General features: G+C 67.6%; 16 protein-coding genes and 1 pseudogene. 7 read left to right on the top strand and 10 right to left on the bottom strand.

The window, feature by feature from the left end; translation table 11 throughout:
* Positions 1–56 precede the first annotated feature (56 nt).
* A complete protein-coding gene (locus AC1VNX_RS20545; protein ID WP_483158892.1) occupies positions 57–974 on the top strand; it encodes a LysR family transcriptional regulator in 918 nt (305 codons plus the stop codon).
* Positions 975–1,057: 83 nt separating this feature from the next.
* Here the strand turns inward: AC1VNX_RS20545 and AC1VNX_RS20550 are convergent, their stop codons facing one another.
* From AC1VNX_RS20550 to AC1VNX_RS20565, 4 genes and pseudogenes are all read right to left on the bottom strand, one after another.
* Positions 1,058–1,831 (bottom strand): FABP family protein, encoded by a 774-nt coding sequence (locus AC1VNX_RS20550; RefSeq protein ID WP_483158894.1) that lies wholly within the window; start codon positions 1,829–1,831, stop codon positions 1,058–1,060.
* Positions 1,832–1,916: 85 nt separating this feature from the next.
* On the bottom strand, positions 1,917–2,477 hold the full coding sequence (locus AC1VNX_RS20555; RefSeq protein ID WP_483158896.1) for a tripartite tricarboxylate transporter substrate-binding protein: 561 nt from the start codon (positions 2,475–2,477) through the stop codon (positions 1,917–1,919).
* Between the two features lie 55 nt (positions 2,478–2,532).
* Positions 2,533–2,901, bottom strand: a pseudogene (locus AC1VNX_RS20560) (Bug family tripartite tricarboxylate transporter substrate binding protein); the annotation flags it as partial.
* Positions 2,902–2,903: 2 nt separating this feature from the next.
* On the bottom strand, positions 2,904–3,296 hold the full coding sequence (locus AC1VNX_RS20565; protein WP_483161993.1) for a winged helix-turn-helix transcriptional regulator: 393 nt from the start codon (positions 3,294–3,296) through the stop codon (positions 2,904–2,906).
* Between the two features lie 108 nt (positions 3,297–3,404).
* On the opposite strand from AC1VNX_RS20565, the gene AC1VNX_RS20570 reads away from it, so the two are divergent.
* Together AC1VNX_RS20570 and AC1VNX_RS20575 are read left to right on the top strand one after the other, a co-directional pair.
* A complete protein-coding gene (locus tag AC1VNX_RS20570; RefSeq protein ID WP_483158898.1) occupies positions 3,405–3,722 on the top strand; it encodes a DMT family transporter in 318 nt (105 codons plus the stop codon).
* A gap of 243 nt (positions 3,723–3,965) precedes the next feature.
* Positions 3,966–4,355 (top strand): DUF427 domain-containing protein, encoded by a 390-nt coding sequence (locus AC1VNX_RS20575; protein WP_301511937.1) that lies wholly within the window; start codon positions 3,966–3,968, stop codon positions 4,353–4,355.
* Between the two features lie 84 nt (positions 4,356–4,439).
* Here AC1VNX_RS20575 and AC1VNX_RS20580 read toward each other — a convergent pair whose 3' ends face one another.
* The 3 genes from AC1VNX_RS20580 to AC1VNX_RS20590 form a co-directional block, all read right to left on the bottom strand.
* Entirely contained in the window at positions 4,440–4,820 is a 381-nt protein-coding gene (locus tag AC1VNX_RS20580) for a helicase SNF2 (RefSeq protein ID WP_483158900.1), read from the bottom strand.
* A 243-nt stretch (positions 4,821–5,063) separates the two neighbouring features.
* Entirely contained in the window at positions 5,064–5,891 is an 828-nt protein-coding gene (locus AC1VNX_RS20585) for a phosphotransferase (RefSeq protein ID WP_483158902.1), read from the bottom strand.
* Between the two features lie 57 nt (positions 5,892–5,948).
* Complete coding sequence (locus tag AC1VNX_RS20590; protein ID WP_483158904.1) at positions 5,949–6,419, bottom strand: cupredoxin domain-containing protein; 471 nt, start codon at positions 6,417–6,419, stop codon at positions 5,949–5,951.
* A 193-nt stretch (positions 6,420–6,612) separates the two neighbouring features.
* On the opposite strand from AC1VNX_RS20590, the gene AC1VNX_RS20595 reads away from it, so the two are divergent.
* The 3 genes from AC1VNX_RS20595 (at position 6,613) to AC1VNX_RS20605 (ending at position 8,419) form a co-directional block, all read left to right on the top strand.
* Positions 6,613–7,467, top strand: coding sequence for a hypothetical protein (locus AC1VNX_RS20595; protein ID WP_483158906.1), 855 nt, complete (start codon positions 6,613–6,615; stop codon positions 7,465–7,467).
* A 65-nt stretch (positions 7,468–7,532) separates the two neighbouring features.
* Complete coding sequence (locus AC1VNX_RS20600; protein WP_483158908.1) at positions 7,533–7,889, top strand: DUF2845 domain-containing protein; 357 nt, start codon at positions 7,533–7,535, stop codon at positions 7,887–7,889.
* 20 nt (positions 7,890–7,909) lie between these two features.
* Positions 7,910–8,419, top strand: a complete 510-nt coding sequence (locus AC1VNX_RS20605; RefSeq protein ID WP_483158910.1) for a GNAT family N-acetyltransferase — start codon at positions 7,910–7,912, stop codon at positions 8,417–8,419.
* Here AC1VNX_RS20605 and AC1VNX_RS20610 read toward each other — a convergent pair whose 3' ends face one another.
* Both AC1VNX_RS20610 and AC1VNX_RS20615 read right to left on the bottom strand, forming a co-directional pair.
* A complete protein-coding gene (locus tag AC1VNX_RS20610; RefSeq protein WP_483158912.1) occupies positions 8,420–8,950 on the bottom strand; it encodes a cupin domain-containing protein in 531 nt (176 codons plus the stop codon).
* On the bottom strand, positions 8,947–9,684 hold the full coding sequence (locus tag AC1VNX_RS20615) for an NAD-dependent epimerase/dehydratase family protein (RefSeq protein WP_483158914.1): 738 nt from the start codon (positions 9,682–9,684) through the stop codon (positions 8,947–8,949). The genes AC1VNX_RS20610 and AC1VNX_RS20615 overlap by 4 nt, the downstream gene beginning before the upstream one ends.
* A gap of 91 nt (positions 9,685–9,775) precedes the next feature.
* Between AC1VNX_RS20615 and pdxR the strand changes: the two genes are divergently transcribed.
* Positions 9,776–11,212: a MocR-like pyridoxine biosynthesis transcription factor PdxR gene (gene pdxR, locus AC1VNX_RS20620; RefSeq protein WP_483158916.1), complete on the top strand. Its 1,437-nt coding sequence runs from the start codon at positions 9,776–9,778 to the stop codon at positions 11,210–11,212.
* 10 nt (positions 11,213–11,222) lie between these two features.
* Here the strand turns inward: pdxR and AC1VNX_RS20625 are convergent, their stop codons facing one another.
* A complete protein-coding gene (locus tag AC1VNX_RS20625) occupies positions 11,223–12,314 on the bottom strand; it encodes an ATP-dependent DNA ligase (RefSeq protein WP_483158918.1) in 1,092 nt (363 codons plus the stop codon).
* Between the last annotated feature and the right edge of the window lie 112 nt (positions 12,315–12,426).

Genomic DNA, 12,426 nt, shown 5'->3' on the forward strand with positions numbered 1-12,426 from the left:
GATTGATCCGCTTTTCAAATAAGAAGCCAGCTACTGGCACCGGAGACAGGACAGACATGAGAAAGACGCCCGATCTCTCCACGCGGCAGCTGCGCGCCTTTCTCGCGCTGGCCGAGCACCGCAACTTCACGCGTGCTGCGCAGGGCAGCCATCTCTCGCAGCCGGCCTTCAGCGCACTGATCCGCACGCTAGAGGATGCCGTCGGCACGCGCCTGTTCGACCGCGACACGCGCAGCGTGCAGCTCACACCCGAAGGCCGGCTGTTCGAGGGCTCGGCGCGCCGGCTGCTCGACGACATGGGCAGCGCCATGGGCGACCTCGCCGATCACGTGGAGCGCCGCAAGGGCCGCGTGCGCGTAGCCGCCCTGCCCTCGCTCGCGGCCGGCTGGCTGCCCGCCGTCTTCGCCGAGTTCATGCAGGCGTGGCCCGGCATCCGCGTCGACCTGGACGACGCGTTGTCGGATGCCTGCATCGCGCTCGTGCGCAGCGGCCAGGCCGACTTCGCCCTCGCCGCCTCGGGGGCCGGCGGCACGGCCGACAGCGACCTGCGCGCGAGCAAGCTGTGCACCGACCGCTTCCACCTCGTCTGCCGCGCCGACCATCCGCTCGCGCGCGAGCCGCGCCTGACGCTCAAGAAGATCGCGCCGCACCCGTTCATCCAGATGACGCGCAACAGCAGCGTGCGGCAGGCGCTCGACGCGGCGCTGCATCCGCAGCGGCTGAACTCGGTGTTCGAGGTGGAGCATCTCGCCACGGTGATGGGGCTCATCGAAGCCGGACTGGGCATCAGCGTGGTGCCCGCGCTCACGCTCTTCCACTTCCAGCGAGAGACGCTGGTGACGCGGCCGCTGCCGCTTCCCTCGCTCACGCGCACGCTCTACCTGGTGCAGCGGCGCGAGGGCAGCCTGTCGGTGGCCGCGCAGACGCTGCACGACCTGATCGTCGAGCGGCTCGGGTCACTGCGGCTGGACTGAGGGCTGGCCCGTGCCGCGCGTCGCGCTTCCATGCGGACGTGTGGAAGCGGCGCGCATCGCCTCAGGACTGCTCGGGCGACGGTTCAGGCAGGTTCTGCGCCCGCTTCAGTCCCGGTGCCTGCCGCCTTGCCCGTTGCCTTTTCGGTCGCCGCCACCGCCTCCACTGCGGCTTCCACCACCGATTCCACCGCAGCCTCCGCCTGAGCCTTCATCGCGGCGAGCGCGGTCGGGTTCGGCGTGGGCTCGCCGATCTTGCGCATGGTGTTGCGGTCGGTGTGGCTGAAGGGCTCCGGCTTGCCGAGCACCTCGAGCACCGTCTCGAGCTCGTAGGACCAGCTGCCGTCGTCGTGCACCGTCACGTCGATGCTGTAGCGCAGCGTCTTGAACGCATGCTCGAGGAACGGGTTGGCGACGATGCCGTTGGTCTCGCCGCCGCGCACGGCCTCGAGCCTGAAGCTGCGGTCGCCGGCCGCGGCGCGGCCGGTGGCCATGGCGGTGAGGCCGCGCGGGATGGTCAGTGTCTGGATCAGCGCGCCGGTGGCGGGCTCCCAGAGCCAGTAGCCGACCTGGTCGTGGAAGGTTTCCACGTCATCGGGCTTGACGATGCGCAGGTGGTAGCGCAGGCCGTAGAAGATCTGCGGGCCGTTGGTCTGCGCGTCGATGGGCTGGAATTCGGCATGCTCGATGTAGGCCTCGGCTTCGGGGCCGTCTTCCTTCGGGCTCACGTCGTGGCCGGCAGTGCCAGTCCAGATGCCGGCCAGCGCGGCGAGCGGGCCCAGGTTGGCGAGCGTGTGCGGATCGGGCTCCGGCTCGGTGTAGATGTCGCTGGGGAATTGCGTCGTGGGCTGCTGTTCCATGTTCTTCTCTTCCTTCCTCGATGGATCTTCCGGTGTGGGGGCCGGAGCTTCGCTCATCGGCCTTCCACTTCCCTGACTCGCCGCCTCACTGGTCGAGCCGGATGCCGACCTTGGCGATGATCGCGCCCCACTTGCGGCCTTCGGCATCGATGAAGGTCTTGAATTCCTCGGGCGAGCCGCCGCCCGCCACCAGCCCCTGGTTGGCCAGCAGCTCGCGCACCGCCGGCTCCTGCAGCACGGCATTGACGTCGGCGTTGATGCGATGCACCACTTCGGGCGGCGTACCGGCGGCGGTGAAAAGACCGTTCCAGGCCAGCGCTTCGAAGCCGGGGTAGCCAGACTCGGCCACGGTCGGCAGGTCCTTCATGAGCTCGGAGCGCTTCGCGCTGGTGATGGCGATGAGCTTCACCCGCTGCCCCTGGATCAGCGGCAGCAGCGCGGGCGCCACCGTGAACAGCGCCTGCGTATCGCCGGCCGCCAGCGAAAGCCCCGCGGGCGGCGAGCCCGAGTACGGCACGTGCACCGCCTCGATGTGCGTCACGCTGCGAAAGAGTTCCATCGTGAGATGCGACGAACTGCCCGCGCCCACCGACGCATAGCTGAACCCGTTGCCGCGCTTCTTCGCCCATTCGACGAACTCGGGCAACGAACGTGTTCGCGGGGTTGTCGGCCTGCACCGCGAGCACGTTGGGCTGCGAGGTGGTGAGCACGATCGGCATGAGGTCGCGCGCAGGCGCATAGGGCATACGGGCGTACATGTAGGGGCCGAAGGCGATCGGGCCGTTGAAGCCGATGCCCAGGGTGTAGCCATCATGCGGCGCCTTGGCGACGGCCTCCATGCCGATCAGGCCGCCGGCACCGGCCTTGGTCTCGATCACCACGGGCTGCTTCCACATCACGCGCAGGCGGTCGGCGAGCGTGCGGACGATCAGGTCGAGCGAACTGCCGGCCGGCGCCGGCACGATCACGCGCACCGGTTTCGAAGGCCATGCTTGCTGCTGCGCCCATGCGCCTGCGGAAAACAGGCAGGCGGCAACGCAGACGGCAAGGGTCGCGAGCGGGTTCTTCATCTTCACTTTCTCGCCTCCTCTCGCGCGGCATCGATCTGCGCATGATGGGCCTCGGCCCAGCGGTCGACCGCGATCAGCGTCCTGCTCAATGAGAGGCCCAGCGGGCTCAGCCTGTACTCGACATGCGGCGGCACCGTCTGGTGGTCTTCGCGCAGCACCAGTCCGTTGAGCTCCAGGTCGCGCAGCGTCTGCGTGAGCATCTTCTGCGAGATGCCGCCCACCTTGCGCAGCAGCTCGTTGTTGCGCTGCGGCTTGCCGCGCAGCAGCGGAATGAGCAGCAGCGCCCATTTGTTGGCGATGAGTTCCAACACGCGGCGCGAGGGGCAATCTGCGCTCCACACGTCGGCGGGAGCTGCTTCGGCCTCTGTCACATCCTCGGTCTTCCTCGACGGCATCGTTGAATTTCCCATGGTTACCAGAAGGTGCGTACTTGTTGATCGGTGCCCGGGCCGGAATTATCCGATTCCTCTTTTCCGTAACGAACGACAACGAAGGAGTTTTTCATGGGCTGGATATTTCTGCTGGCGGCCGGGCTGGTCGAGATCGCGATGGCAGCCGCGCTCAAGCAATCGGAAGACTGGTCGCGGCTCATGCCGTCGGTGGTCGGCGTGCTGACCGCGCTGCTCAGCATCTACCTTCTGGCGCGGGCGCTGCGCTATCTGCCGTTGGGACCGGCCTACGCGATCTGGACCGGCATCGGCTCGGTGGGCGTGGTGCTGATGGGCGTGCTCTTCTTCGGCGAGGCGCTCTCGGCGGCGCGGCTGGCGTGCATTGCGATGGTGATCGGCGGCACCGTGGGTCTTCGGTTCGTCGAAGGTTGATGCGCAAAGAACACACAAACGTGACGACACGCATCTGGCGCATCGAAGATATGGAACTTCGGTATTCCCTTCGGGCCAAATCGTCGTCCGAATGGCTTCCAGAGCCATTCTTTTCGGTTCCCGGCCTTTAACCATGTCGCGAGCGGGCTGATTCCCGGGCGACTTCAAATCGCCATCGCGACGCGGCAAGATGCGCATCCGCCGATTCTTGCGTCAACCCAGATTGATCGAAGGAGCTTGTTCATGTTCGCCACCGCAGAGCGCACCATCAAGACCCCTGGCCCCGACCACCCGATCACCATCGCACCCAACCCGCTTCGCGTTGTGGTGTCGGTCGACGGCCGCGTCATTGCCGATACGCGCGAAGCGCTGACGCTGCGCGAAGCGCATTTCGGAACCGTGCATTACATCCCCCGCAAGGACGTGAAGATGTCGCTGCTGGAGCGCACGTCGCACGCAACCTACTGTCCGTACAAGGGCGAGTGCAACTACTACAGCATCCCGGCCGGCGGCGAACGCTCGGTGAATGCGGTGTGGACCTACGAGTCGCCGTACGAACCGGTCTCGCAGATCAAGGACTACGTGGCCTTCTATCCCGATCGCGTGGGCCCGATCGAAGAGCGCGTCTACTGACCGCGCAGGCAAACAAAAAGCCGGGCCCCGCTCACGCGGGCCCGGCTTTTTCATTGGGCGCTGGCGCTGTTACCGACTAGACGATCACAGCGGCAGTGCGTCGCCACGTGCGGCGGCACGGGCAGCCGCACGTACGGTGGAGCGATCGAGGCCGCTGGCCAGGACCGGCGCGACACGCGAGGTCACGCCTTCTGCATACGGGTTCTCGCTGTGGGCTGCAGCCACTGCTTCAGCGCGAACGGCGGCGCGGCTGGTGGTCGAGGCGATCAGCTGCACGGGGCCCTGGTTGGCACCGTCTGCATACGGATTGCCGCTGCGCGCGGCGACCACGGCCTGGCTGGCAACGTCGGCGCGGCTTGCGGCCGAGGTCAGCTGATGCACGCCGTCATAGCTTTCGGCATGGGCGGCACCGGCGGCGGCCAGCAGGGCGATGGAGATGGCGGAGAGGAGCTTCGAGGCGGTCATTTGGATTTCCTTCAGTTCAGTTCTTTGCATACGGGATGGTTTCGAACCGGTCTTGGGTGGGGCGCCGTCCCTTTCGGGGGCAGCCACCTCGCTCGGGGCCTGTTCATCCAGACTGGCTTGCTTGTTTGTTTTGGGCTGGTCTGTGAGATGAATTGTGAGCCTGCGGATAGGTAAAAACCCGAGGCAAAAAGAACCGCGGTGTTCATGCGGTGGAAACAATTGCCTCGCCAGAAGGCGCCTTCATCAACCCCAGGTCAACGGGTCCAGGCGCAGATAGAAGTCGAGGCGCGCGTCGTCGGGCTCGCCGATTTCCAGGGTGTCGAACAGGCTCCTGCGCGCGGCAAGCTCGTCGTCGGGTCCGCGCCAGCTGTCGCGGGCGTTCGCAAGAAAGAGCGACAGATCCACATACCGGTCGGCGGTGCCGAGCCGGCCGAGGTCGATGAGCCCCGTGCAGCGCAGCGTCTGCGGGTCGACCATGAAGTTCGGCATGCATGCATCGCCGTGGCATACGACGCGGCCGAGCGCCTCCTGCGCGAGGCGCTGCGACATCTGCAAGCGCACGGCCTCCAGGAGCTGCGACGGCGGAATGTCCTGCTGGTCCGGGGTCCAGGAACTCCTTGTTGACCGCGTTGCGGGCGACCACATCGACGGCGCGATCGAACATCGCCGAGAGGGGCGCGCGAAGGGGCAATCCGCTACGGGAACCTCGTGCAGCAGCCTGAGCCGCCGCGCCATGGAAGGCCACGCCTGCAGCAGCTTTTCGGCCGGAAGCTCGCTGGCGGGCACGCCCGGCACGGCGCTTAGAACGAGGCACGCGCCCTCCTGCGACGCATGCCAGTCGAGCACCTTCGCAGACCCGAGGTCGAAAGGCGCGAGCCACTCGGTGCGAAGCCGCTCGCCGGTCAGCGATTCCATGTCACCGACGGAGACCTTGGCGAACACCGTGCCATCGCTGCGGCGATAGACGCTGTCGCCCGACTCTCCGTGATTCACGGGGAGCCATTCCATGCCGGCCGGCAATGGGGGAAGAAAGCGGCGGGGATCCGGAAGGGCCGATGTGGACAGACTCATGCGGAGGAGCCTATCCAGTTCCGCCGACCAGACGCCCAATTCCCCTATGCCACCAACTTACTGGCCGGCCTGCGCCACGTTCACCACGCCCTTCATGCCGGCGTCGTAGTGCCCTGGCTGCAGGCAGCCGAAATCGACTTTCCCTGCTTTCGTGAACTGCCAGACGACTTCACCCGTCTTGCCCGGCGCCAGCGTCACCATGTTCGGCTCGGCATGCTCCATTTCCGGGTTCTTCATCATCGCGGCGTAGTGCGACTTCAGTTCCTGCTGGGTGCCCAGCACCAGCTCGTGCTTCAGCTTGCCCGAGTTCCTGACGACGAAGCGCACGGTCTCGCCCTTCTTCACACTGATGTCGGCGGGCGTGAAGCGCATGCCGTCCGTCATGTCGACCTCGACCGTGCGGGTCGCCTTGGCGGCCACGCCGGGCTTGCCGATGGCGTCGCTGTGCGAGCCCGAGGCCGACGCGCCGGTGGCCGACACGGCCAGCAGCGTTGCGAGAGCCGAAGTGCCGAGGAATGCGTGTTTCATGATTCGATGCTCCTTGAGGTGGCGATGGGCGAAATGGCGATGAATAAGAAAGAAGTCAGACCGACGCATCGGATTCTGGAAAGCCCATCCGGCCACCGCCTTTCGCGCGGATTACAAGGGCGTAATTCGCACACCCGCCCGTAAGATGGCGCCCGCCCCCTCCCGGGGCCATCCTGGAGCGAAGAAGAAAAAGATGTCCCACCCCGTCTACCTTTCCAGCTCGAAGCTGCCGCGCATGCCCGAAGGCAGCCGCAACGAGTGGCGCGGCTTCTTCGGCCATGGAGGGGAGCTCGAGGCCAACGCCTTCTTCCCGCTGTTCTGGCGGGCGCTCTTCAGCGAAGGCGACATCCGCCACGCACGCTTCGTCGAGGCCTACGACGTCGATGACGAAGACGGCGCCATCGAGCGCGAGGAGTGCCTCGAGGACTACGGCCCCGAAGCCGCATACCCCTACCTCGTCACCGACAAGGCCACGGCACTTTCACGGCTCGTCGCGCGGCGCGAAGCCATCGTCGCGGCCATCGGCGAGCGCTACCGGCCCCTCTACGAAGGCTTCGAAGCCTGGACCGCGCAAGGCTTCTCGGATCACATCCTGCTGCGCACCGAAGGCCTGCCAGATGCCGCCGATGCCGAGCCATGGCTGCGCGCCGAACTGGCCCTCGTCGACAACCTGGACGACACCGGCGCGCTCGCCAGCCTCATCTCTGACCTCTTGCGCCATGACACCGATCCGGTCTGGCAGCTGACGGGCGTCGGCGCCTCGCCGGACAACCCCTGGCCCACGCCGGCGGTGAGAGCGGTCTTTCCCGACCCGAGGCAGCGAGCGCCGCGCAAGCAAGGAAGCGCCGGACAGGCCGGGGGGCGCAAGAGCAAGCCCAAGAGCTGGATCGACCCAGTGCTCGAATGGCTGGCCGTCGCGCTGTCTGCAGGCGCGGCGCTGGGCACCTATGCGTTCACCCGCTCGATCTGGCTGACCCTGCTCGCTTTTCTTTGCGCAGCCATCGCAATGGGCTTCGGCGTCGCCAGATTGCGCGGCCCGAGGTCCTGATGAAGGCAAGTGAAACTATCGGGGCCGACCACGGTCCCAGCCTGCACAAGGAGCCCATCCACACCATGCGCACATTCGCCGCAAGCGCTCTCTTCTGTCTTGTCGCCCTCATGCACGCCAACGGCGCATCGGCCCAGTCGCTGAGCTGCGGCGGCACGCTTTCCGGAGTGGGCGACTCCAAGTTCTCGGTGGTGCAGAAATGCGGCGAGCCGATGTCGAAGGAATTCGTCTGCGTGCCCCGCCCGCAGGTGGCCTGGGTGCTCTCGCCGTACCCGGGCGGTCCAGCGCAGCAGGTGGTGACGCAGCAGTGCGTGCCGATGGAAGACTGGGTGTATCACCGCGGCCAGGGCAACTTCCTCGGCATCGTCCGGTTCTACAACGGCGCTGTCGAATCGGTGCGCGATGGCGAGAAGATGCGCTAGCCGGCAGCCACACCATCACGATGAACATCACGATCAGAAACGAAGCCGTCTCCGACGCGCCGGCCGTCGAGGCCGTGACGGCCGCGGCCTTTCTCGAAGCCGAGCATTCGAGCCACACGGAGCAGTTCATCGTCAATGCGTTGCGGCGTGCCGGCGAGCTTTCGGTCTCGCTGGTCGCCGAGGACGATGGCGGGCAAATCGTCGGCCACGTCGCCGTCTCGCCGGTACGCATCTCGGACGGCTCGGCCGGCTGGTACGGGCTCGGTCCGGTTTCGGTCGCGCCCGAGCACCATGGGCGAAGCATCGGCACGCAGCTCGTGAACAAGGCGATGGCCGCATTGCGTGAGCTGGGCGCGGCCGGCTGCGTGGTGCTGGGCGACCCTGCTTACTACGGCCGCTTCGGCTTCGCGGCCACGCCTGCGCTGGCCTACCCCGGCGTACCGCCGCAGTATTTCCAGGCCCTGCTCCTGGGCGGCGCGATGCCATCGGGCACCGTCTCGTATCACGCGGCCTTCGAAGCGACCGCCTGATCAGGGCGGCAGCACCAGCGGGCCGCAGTTCTCCTCGGTCACGAACATCGACACCAGCTTCGCGGGCTTTACCGGATCGGGGTTCTCCGCGAACAGATGCAGCGTGCCTGGCGGCTCGAAGAAAGTCTCGCCGGCCTTGTAGTCGCCCACCGGGCCGCCGGCCAGTTGCGAGCGTACCGTGCCCTCGAGAATGATGGCCGTCACCGAGCCCGGGTGCCGATGCGCGGGCGAGTAAGCCATCGGCGGAAAGTCGACGATGGCGGTGGTCACCGATTTGCCGGGCACATGGGGCAGTGCCTCGCAGGAAATCACTTTCACCGAGGTGCGGGGCCGCGCGGCAGCGGTGGAACCTTCGGGCGCGGGCGCCGACGAGAACATCGGGCGGCTCACGGTGCTGCAGATGTCGTCGATGAGCCGCACCGTCGACTGTTTGCTCGCATGCGGCAGCAAGGCCCAGCCCGCCGCCGCGAACGCCAGCGCGGCAAAGCCGATGCCCGCGCGGCGCTGCACGAAAAGCGGCAGCGCGTTCACAGCGTGGCTCCCAGCCGCGCATCGGCGCGCCAGCCCAGCGCCTGCTTCGCCTTCTCGCTGCTGACTTCGTTGCCGTCTTCCGCGATGTTGAAGATGCCGCCCGTGGAACGCTGCAACGCCAGCAAGGCAGCCCGCGCGGCGGCCTCCACGTGCAGCGGGCTCGGGCCCTTGGGTGTCTCGGTCGAAGTGTTCGGCCCGTAGAGCTGGCCGTAGCGCAGCACCGTGGCGGTCATGCCCTGCGCGCCCATCACGCTCTGCTCCAGCGCGGCCACGCCACCCACGCTGATGCGGCGCGCGCCTTCGGCCTTGATGTCCAGCGGCCGCGTTTCGGTGAAGGGCTTCGGCCCCGGCGCATAGGCCCAGGCGATGCTCTGCGCCACCAGCCGCTTCGCGCCCGCAGCCTGCGCCGCGGCCACGAGGTTGCGCGTGCCCTCGGTGCGCACCCGCGCATTGAGCACCGCGGCCTCGGCCATGCGGGCCGGGTCCAGGTCCTTGGGCAGGTCGGTGAGCTGGTGGATCACGCCCCATGGCGCGATACGCACCAGCGCCTCGCGCAGGGCCGCCGCATCGAACACGTCGACGACGACCGGGTGCACGCCCATCGCCTCCAGCGCGCCCGCTCGGTCTGCGCGCCGGGTGCTGCCGTGCACGGTGTAGCCCGCCTCGATCAGCATCGGGATCAGCGCGACGCCCACCGCGCCGGTGGCCCCCGCCAGAAATACCTTCTCGCTCATTGCATTCTTCCTTCCAGGCTGTTCATGGGGGCCAGCTTAGGTCTACGATGCCCCATTCAAAAGAGCCAAGAATCATCAAAATGACCAGGCCATGATGCCGCAGCCCCAAACACCGAAGGACGTCCCCGAGCTCGACCGGGCGAAGAAGACGCCGCTGTTTCGCCAGATCTACGAGCGCTACCGCAGCGCCATCGAGCAAGGCACGCTGCGCCCCGGCGACCGCGTCGCCTCGGCGCGCAGCCTCGCGGCCGAGCTCGGCGTGGCCCGCGGCACCATCGAGGCCGCCTACAACCAGCTGACCGGAGAAGGCTATTTCTCCTCTCGCGGACAAGCTGGCACGGTGGTGTCGCCATCGCTGCCGCCGCATCGGCCGGCAAAGCGCGAACAGCCTCGCCGCACGGACAAGCCAGCGCCCGACGCGCTCAAGCAGCCGGGCGAGCCGCCGCTCATGCAGTTGGGCATTCCGGCACTCGACGCATTTCCGCGCAAGCTGTGGTCACGCCTCGCCGCTCGCCGCGCGCGGGCCATGAGCGCGGCCGACATGTTCTACGGCGACCCCTGCGGCTACTCGCCGCTGCGCGAAGCCATCGCGGCCTACCTGCTGGTGTCGCGCGGCGTCTCGTGTCATGCCTCGCAGGTGCTGGTGACGGGCGGCTACCGCGCCTCTCTCGCGCTTGTCGCGCGCACGCTGCTGAAGAAGGACGAGCGCGTGTGGATCGAGGATCCCGGCTTTCCTCCTACGCAGGAGGTGCTGCGCGCCGCCGGCCATCGCGCGGTGCCGGTGCCCGTGGACGAAGACGGCCTCGTCGTCGCGCGTGGGCTGCGCAAGGCGCCTCAGGCGCGCATGGCCGTGGTCACGCCGTCGCACCAGGCGCCGCTGGGTGTGTCGATGACGCTCCCGCGCCGCCTCCAACTGCTCGACTGGGCATCGAAGGCCGGCGCCTGGATCGTCGAGGACGACTACGACGGCGAATACCGCTACGCCGGCGCGCCGCTGCCCGCGCTCAAGAGCCTGGACGGCCATGACCGCGTGCTGTACGCCGGCAGCTTCTCGAAGGTGCTCTTTCCGGGGCTGGCGCTCGGTTACCTGGTCGTTCCCGAATCGCTGTGCTCGCGCTTCGAGGAAGCGGCACGCATCTGGTCGAACGGCAGCCCGCAGAGCACGCAGGCTGTGGTGGCCGACTTCATGCGCGAGGGGCACTTCCCGCGTCACCTGAAGAAGATGCGCTTGCTCTACGCGCGCCGCCGCGCGATGCTGGTGGCCGGACTGCAGAAGGCTTTCGGCGATTCGATGCACGTCGACCTGCGCAGCGGCGGCATGCACCTCATCGCGCGCTTCGACGGGCGCAAGGAAGACGACGTGACGCTGGCCCGTCGCGCGCAGCAGGCCGGGCTCAATTGCCAGCCGCTGTCGGCACGCGGCGTCTCCGGGCCCGGCGCGCAGGGCCTGCTGATGGGCTTCACCAACATCGCGACCGCCGCCGAGGCCAACCGGCTCGCGGCAAGGTTGCGCACGGCGCTGGGTTGAACAGTCCGCCTCAGGCGACTTCGTCGTCGCCGACCGCGCTTCGGTCCTTGATGCGCGTGACCTGCGACAGCACCGCGTCTTCCGCGGTCATGTCCGGCCGCTGCCCCTTGTAGACCGGCTGCTCGAACTTGCCGCCGGCATAGCGATAGAGATAGCGCACCTCCACCAGCGTGCCCACGGCCGGCAGCGCCTCGTTGGGCGGCACCGTCACGTTGCCCAGGTCGACCATCGCGCCTGCCTCGTCGCGCAGCCCCACGGCCACCGAACGCTGGGCATTCACGCGGATCACTTCGCAGGTCGCGCTCTGGTTGAACTTGAACTTCAGGCTGCTCGCGCTGCGGCCCGCGGCGAAGGGCGCGTCGAGCGCCTTGAGCACATAGCCTTCGCCGTGCGCGGCCAGCAGTTCGGCTGCGCGGCGGCGCTTGCCCTCGGCGGTGAGCTCGAGTTCGAGCAGGCTGATCCACGAAATGGACAGCGCCACGGTGCGCAGATGGCCGAAGCGCTCGATGAAAGGCGCGCCGCGCAGGTCCTCGCCGTGGAGCTCCAGCAGGTCGAAGGCCATGAAGGCATCACCCACGTGCTCGCCGGCGATCACGGTGCGCCCCGGCTTTGCGGCAGTCGCTCCGACCCAGGCCTGCGGAATATCGACGAACAGCCCGCGCCGGTTGGTGCCGCGCACCGTCTCGCCCTCGATCAGCAGGATGCGGTTTTCTCCATCGGCCTTTTCCTGCAGGCCCCAGCCCGGGTCATCGAAGTAGCGCGCGGCCTGCTCCTCGAGGATCAGCGTGGGCAGTTGCGGCAGCTCCCCGCTGACTCGGCCGGCGAGATCGGTGGAGGTGTAGAGCGCGCCGGACTGGTCGGTCGTGTAGCCCTTGGAGGTCTTTTCCTTGACGACCTTGTCGTAGATCTTCAGCGCGGCCTCGTAGGCGACCGGGCTGCTGGTCTTGGTGCCGGTGGAAAGCGTGCCGCCGCGCCGGCCGTTGCCGTAGTCGACCACCCAGCCGTCGTCCTTGGGACGCAGGTGCACCTGGTAGACCTTGTCCGAGCCTGCGCCCGTGAAGTAGAGGAAGCTCGACTGCGGAGTCTGCGCGGTGTTCGACATCTGGAAAATCGCTGCGTGGTTGCCGGAGCGCGCATGCTACACAGGCACGACCGCCGTGATCGCCATGATCGCCGTGAGCGCAGCAAACGCCCGCTAAGATGCGCGGCGACAC

The sequence above is a fragment of the Variovorax sp. TLI9-5A genome, from assembly GCF_056867935.1.

What these genes read in the sequence shown, in the direction of transcription:
- AC1VNX_RS20545 (WP_483158892.1), top strand. Translation starts at nt 57, where the DNA reads ATGAGAAAGACGCCCGATCTCTCCACGCGGCAGCTGCGCGCCTTTCTC.
- AC1VNX_RS20550 (WP_483158894.1), bottom strand. Translation starts at nt 1,831, where the DNA reads ATGGAACAGCAGCCCACGACGCAATTCCCCAGCGACATCTACACCGAG.
- AC1VNX_RS20565 (WP_483161993.1), bottom strand. Translation starts at nt 3,296, where the DNA reads ATGCCGTCGAGGAAGACCGAGGATGTGACAGAGGCCGAAGCAGCTCCC.
- AC1VNX_RS20570 (WP_483158898.1), top strand. Translation starts at nt 3,405, where the DNA reads ATGGGCTGGATATTTCTGCTGGCGGCCGGGCTGGTCGAGATCGCGATG.
- AC1VNX_RS20575 (WP_301511937.1), top strand. Translation starts at nt 3,966, where the DNA reads ATGTTCGCCACCGCAGAGCGCACCATCAAGACCCCTGGCCCCGACCAC.
- AC1VNX_RS20580 (WP_483158900.1), bottom strand. Translation starts at nt 4,820, where the DNA reads ATGACCGCCTCGAAGCTCCTCTCCGCCATCTCCATCGCCCTGCTGGCC.
- AC1VNX_RS20585 (WP_483158902.1), bottom strand. Translation starts at nt 5,891, where the DNA reads ATGAGTCTGTCCACATCGGCCCTTCCGGATCCCCGCCGCTTTCTTCCC.
- AC1VNX_RS20590 (WP_483158904.1), bottom strand. Translation starts at nt 6,419, where the DNA reads ATGAAACACGCATTCCTCGGCACTTCGGCTCTCGCAACGCTGCTGGCC.
- AC1VNX_RS20595 (WP_483158906.1), top strand. Translation starts at nt 6,613, where the DNA reads ATGTCCCACCCCGTCTACCTTTCCAGCTCGAAGCTGCCGCGCATGCCC.
- AC1VNX_RS20600 (WP_483158908.1), top strand. Translation starts at nt 7,533, where the DNA reads ATGCGCACATTCGCCGCAAGCGCTCTCTTCTGTCTTGTCGCCCTCATG.
- AC1VNX_RS20605 (WP_483158910.1), top strand. Translation starts at nt 7,910, where the DNA reads ATGAACATCACGATCAGAAACGAAGCCGTCTCCGACGCGCCGGCCGTC.
- AC1VNX_RS20615 (WP_483158914.1), bottom strand. Translation starts at nt 9,684, where the DNA reads ATGAGCGAGAAGGTATTTCTGGCGGGGGCCACCGGCGCGGTGGGCGTC.
- pdxR (WP_483158916.1), top strand. Translation starts at nt 9,776, where the DNA reads ATGATGCCGCAGCCCCAAACACCGAAGGACGTCCCCGAGCTCGACCGG.
- AC1VNX_RS20625 (WP_483158918.1), bottom strand. Translation starts at nt 12,314, where the DNA reads ATGTCGAACACCGCGCAGACTCCGCAGTCGAGCTTCCTCTACTTCACG.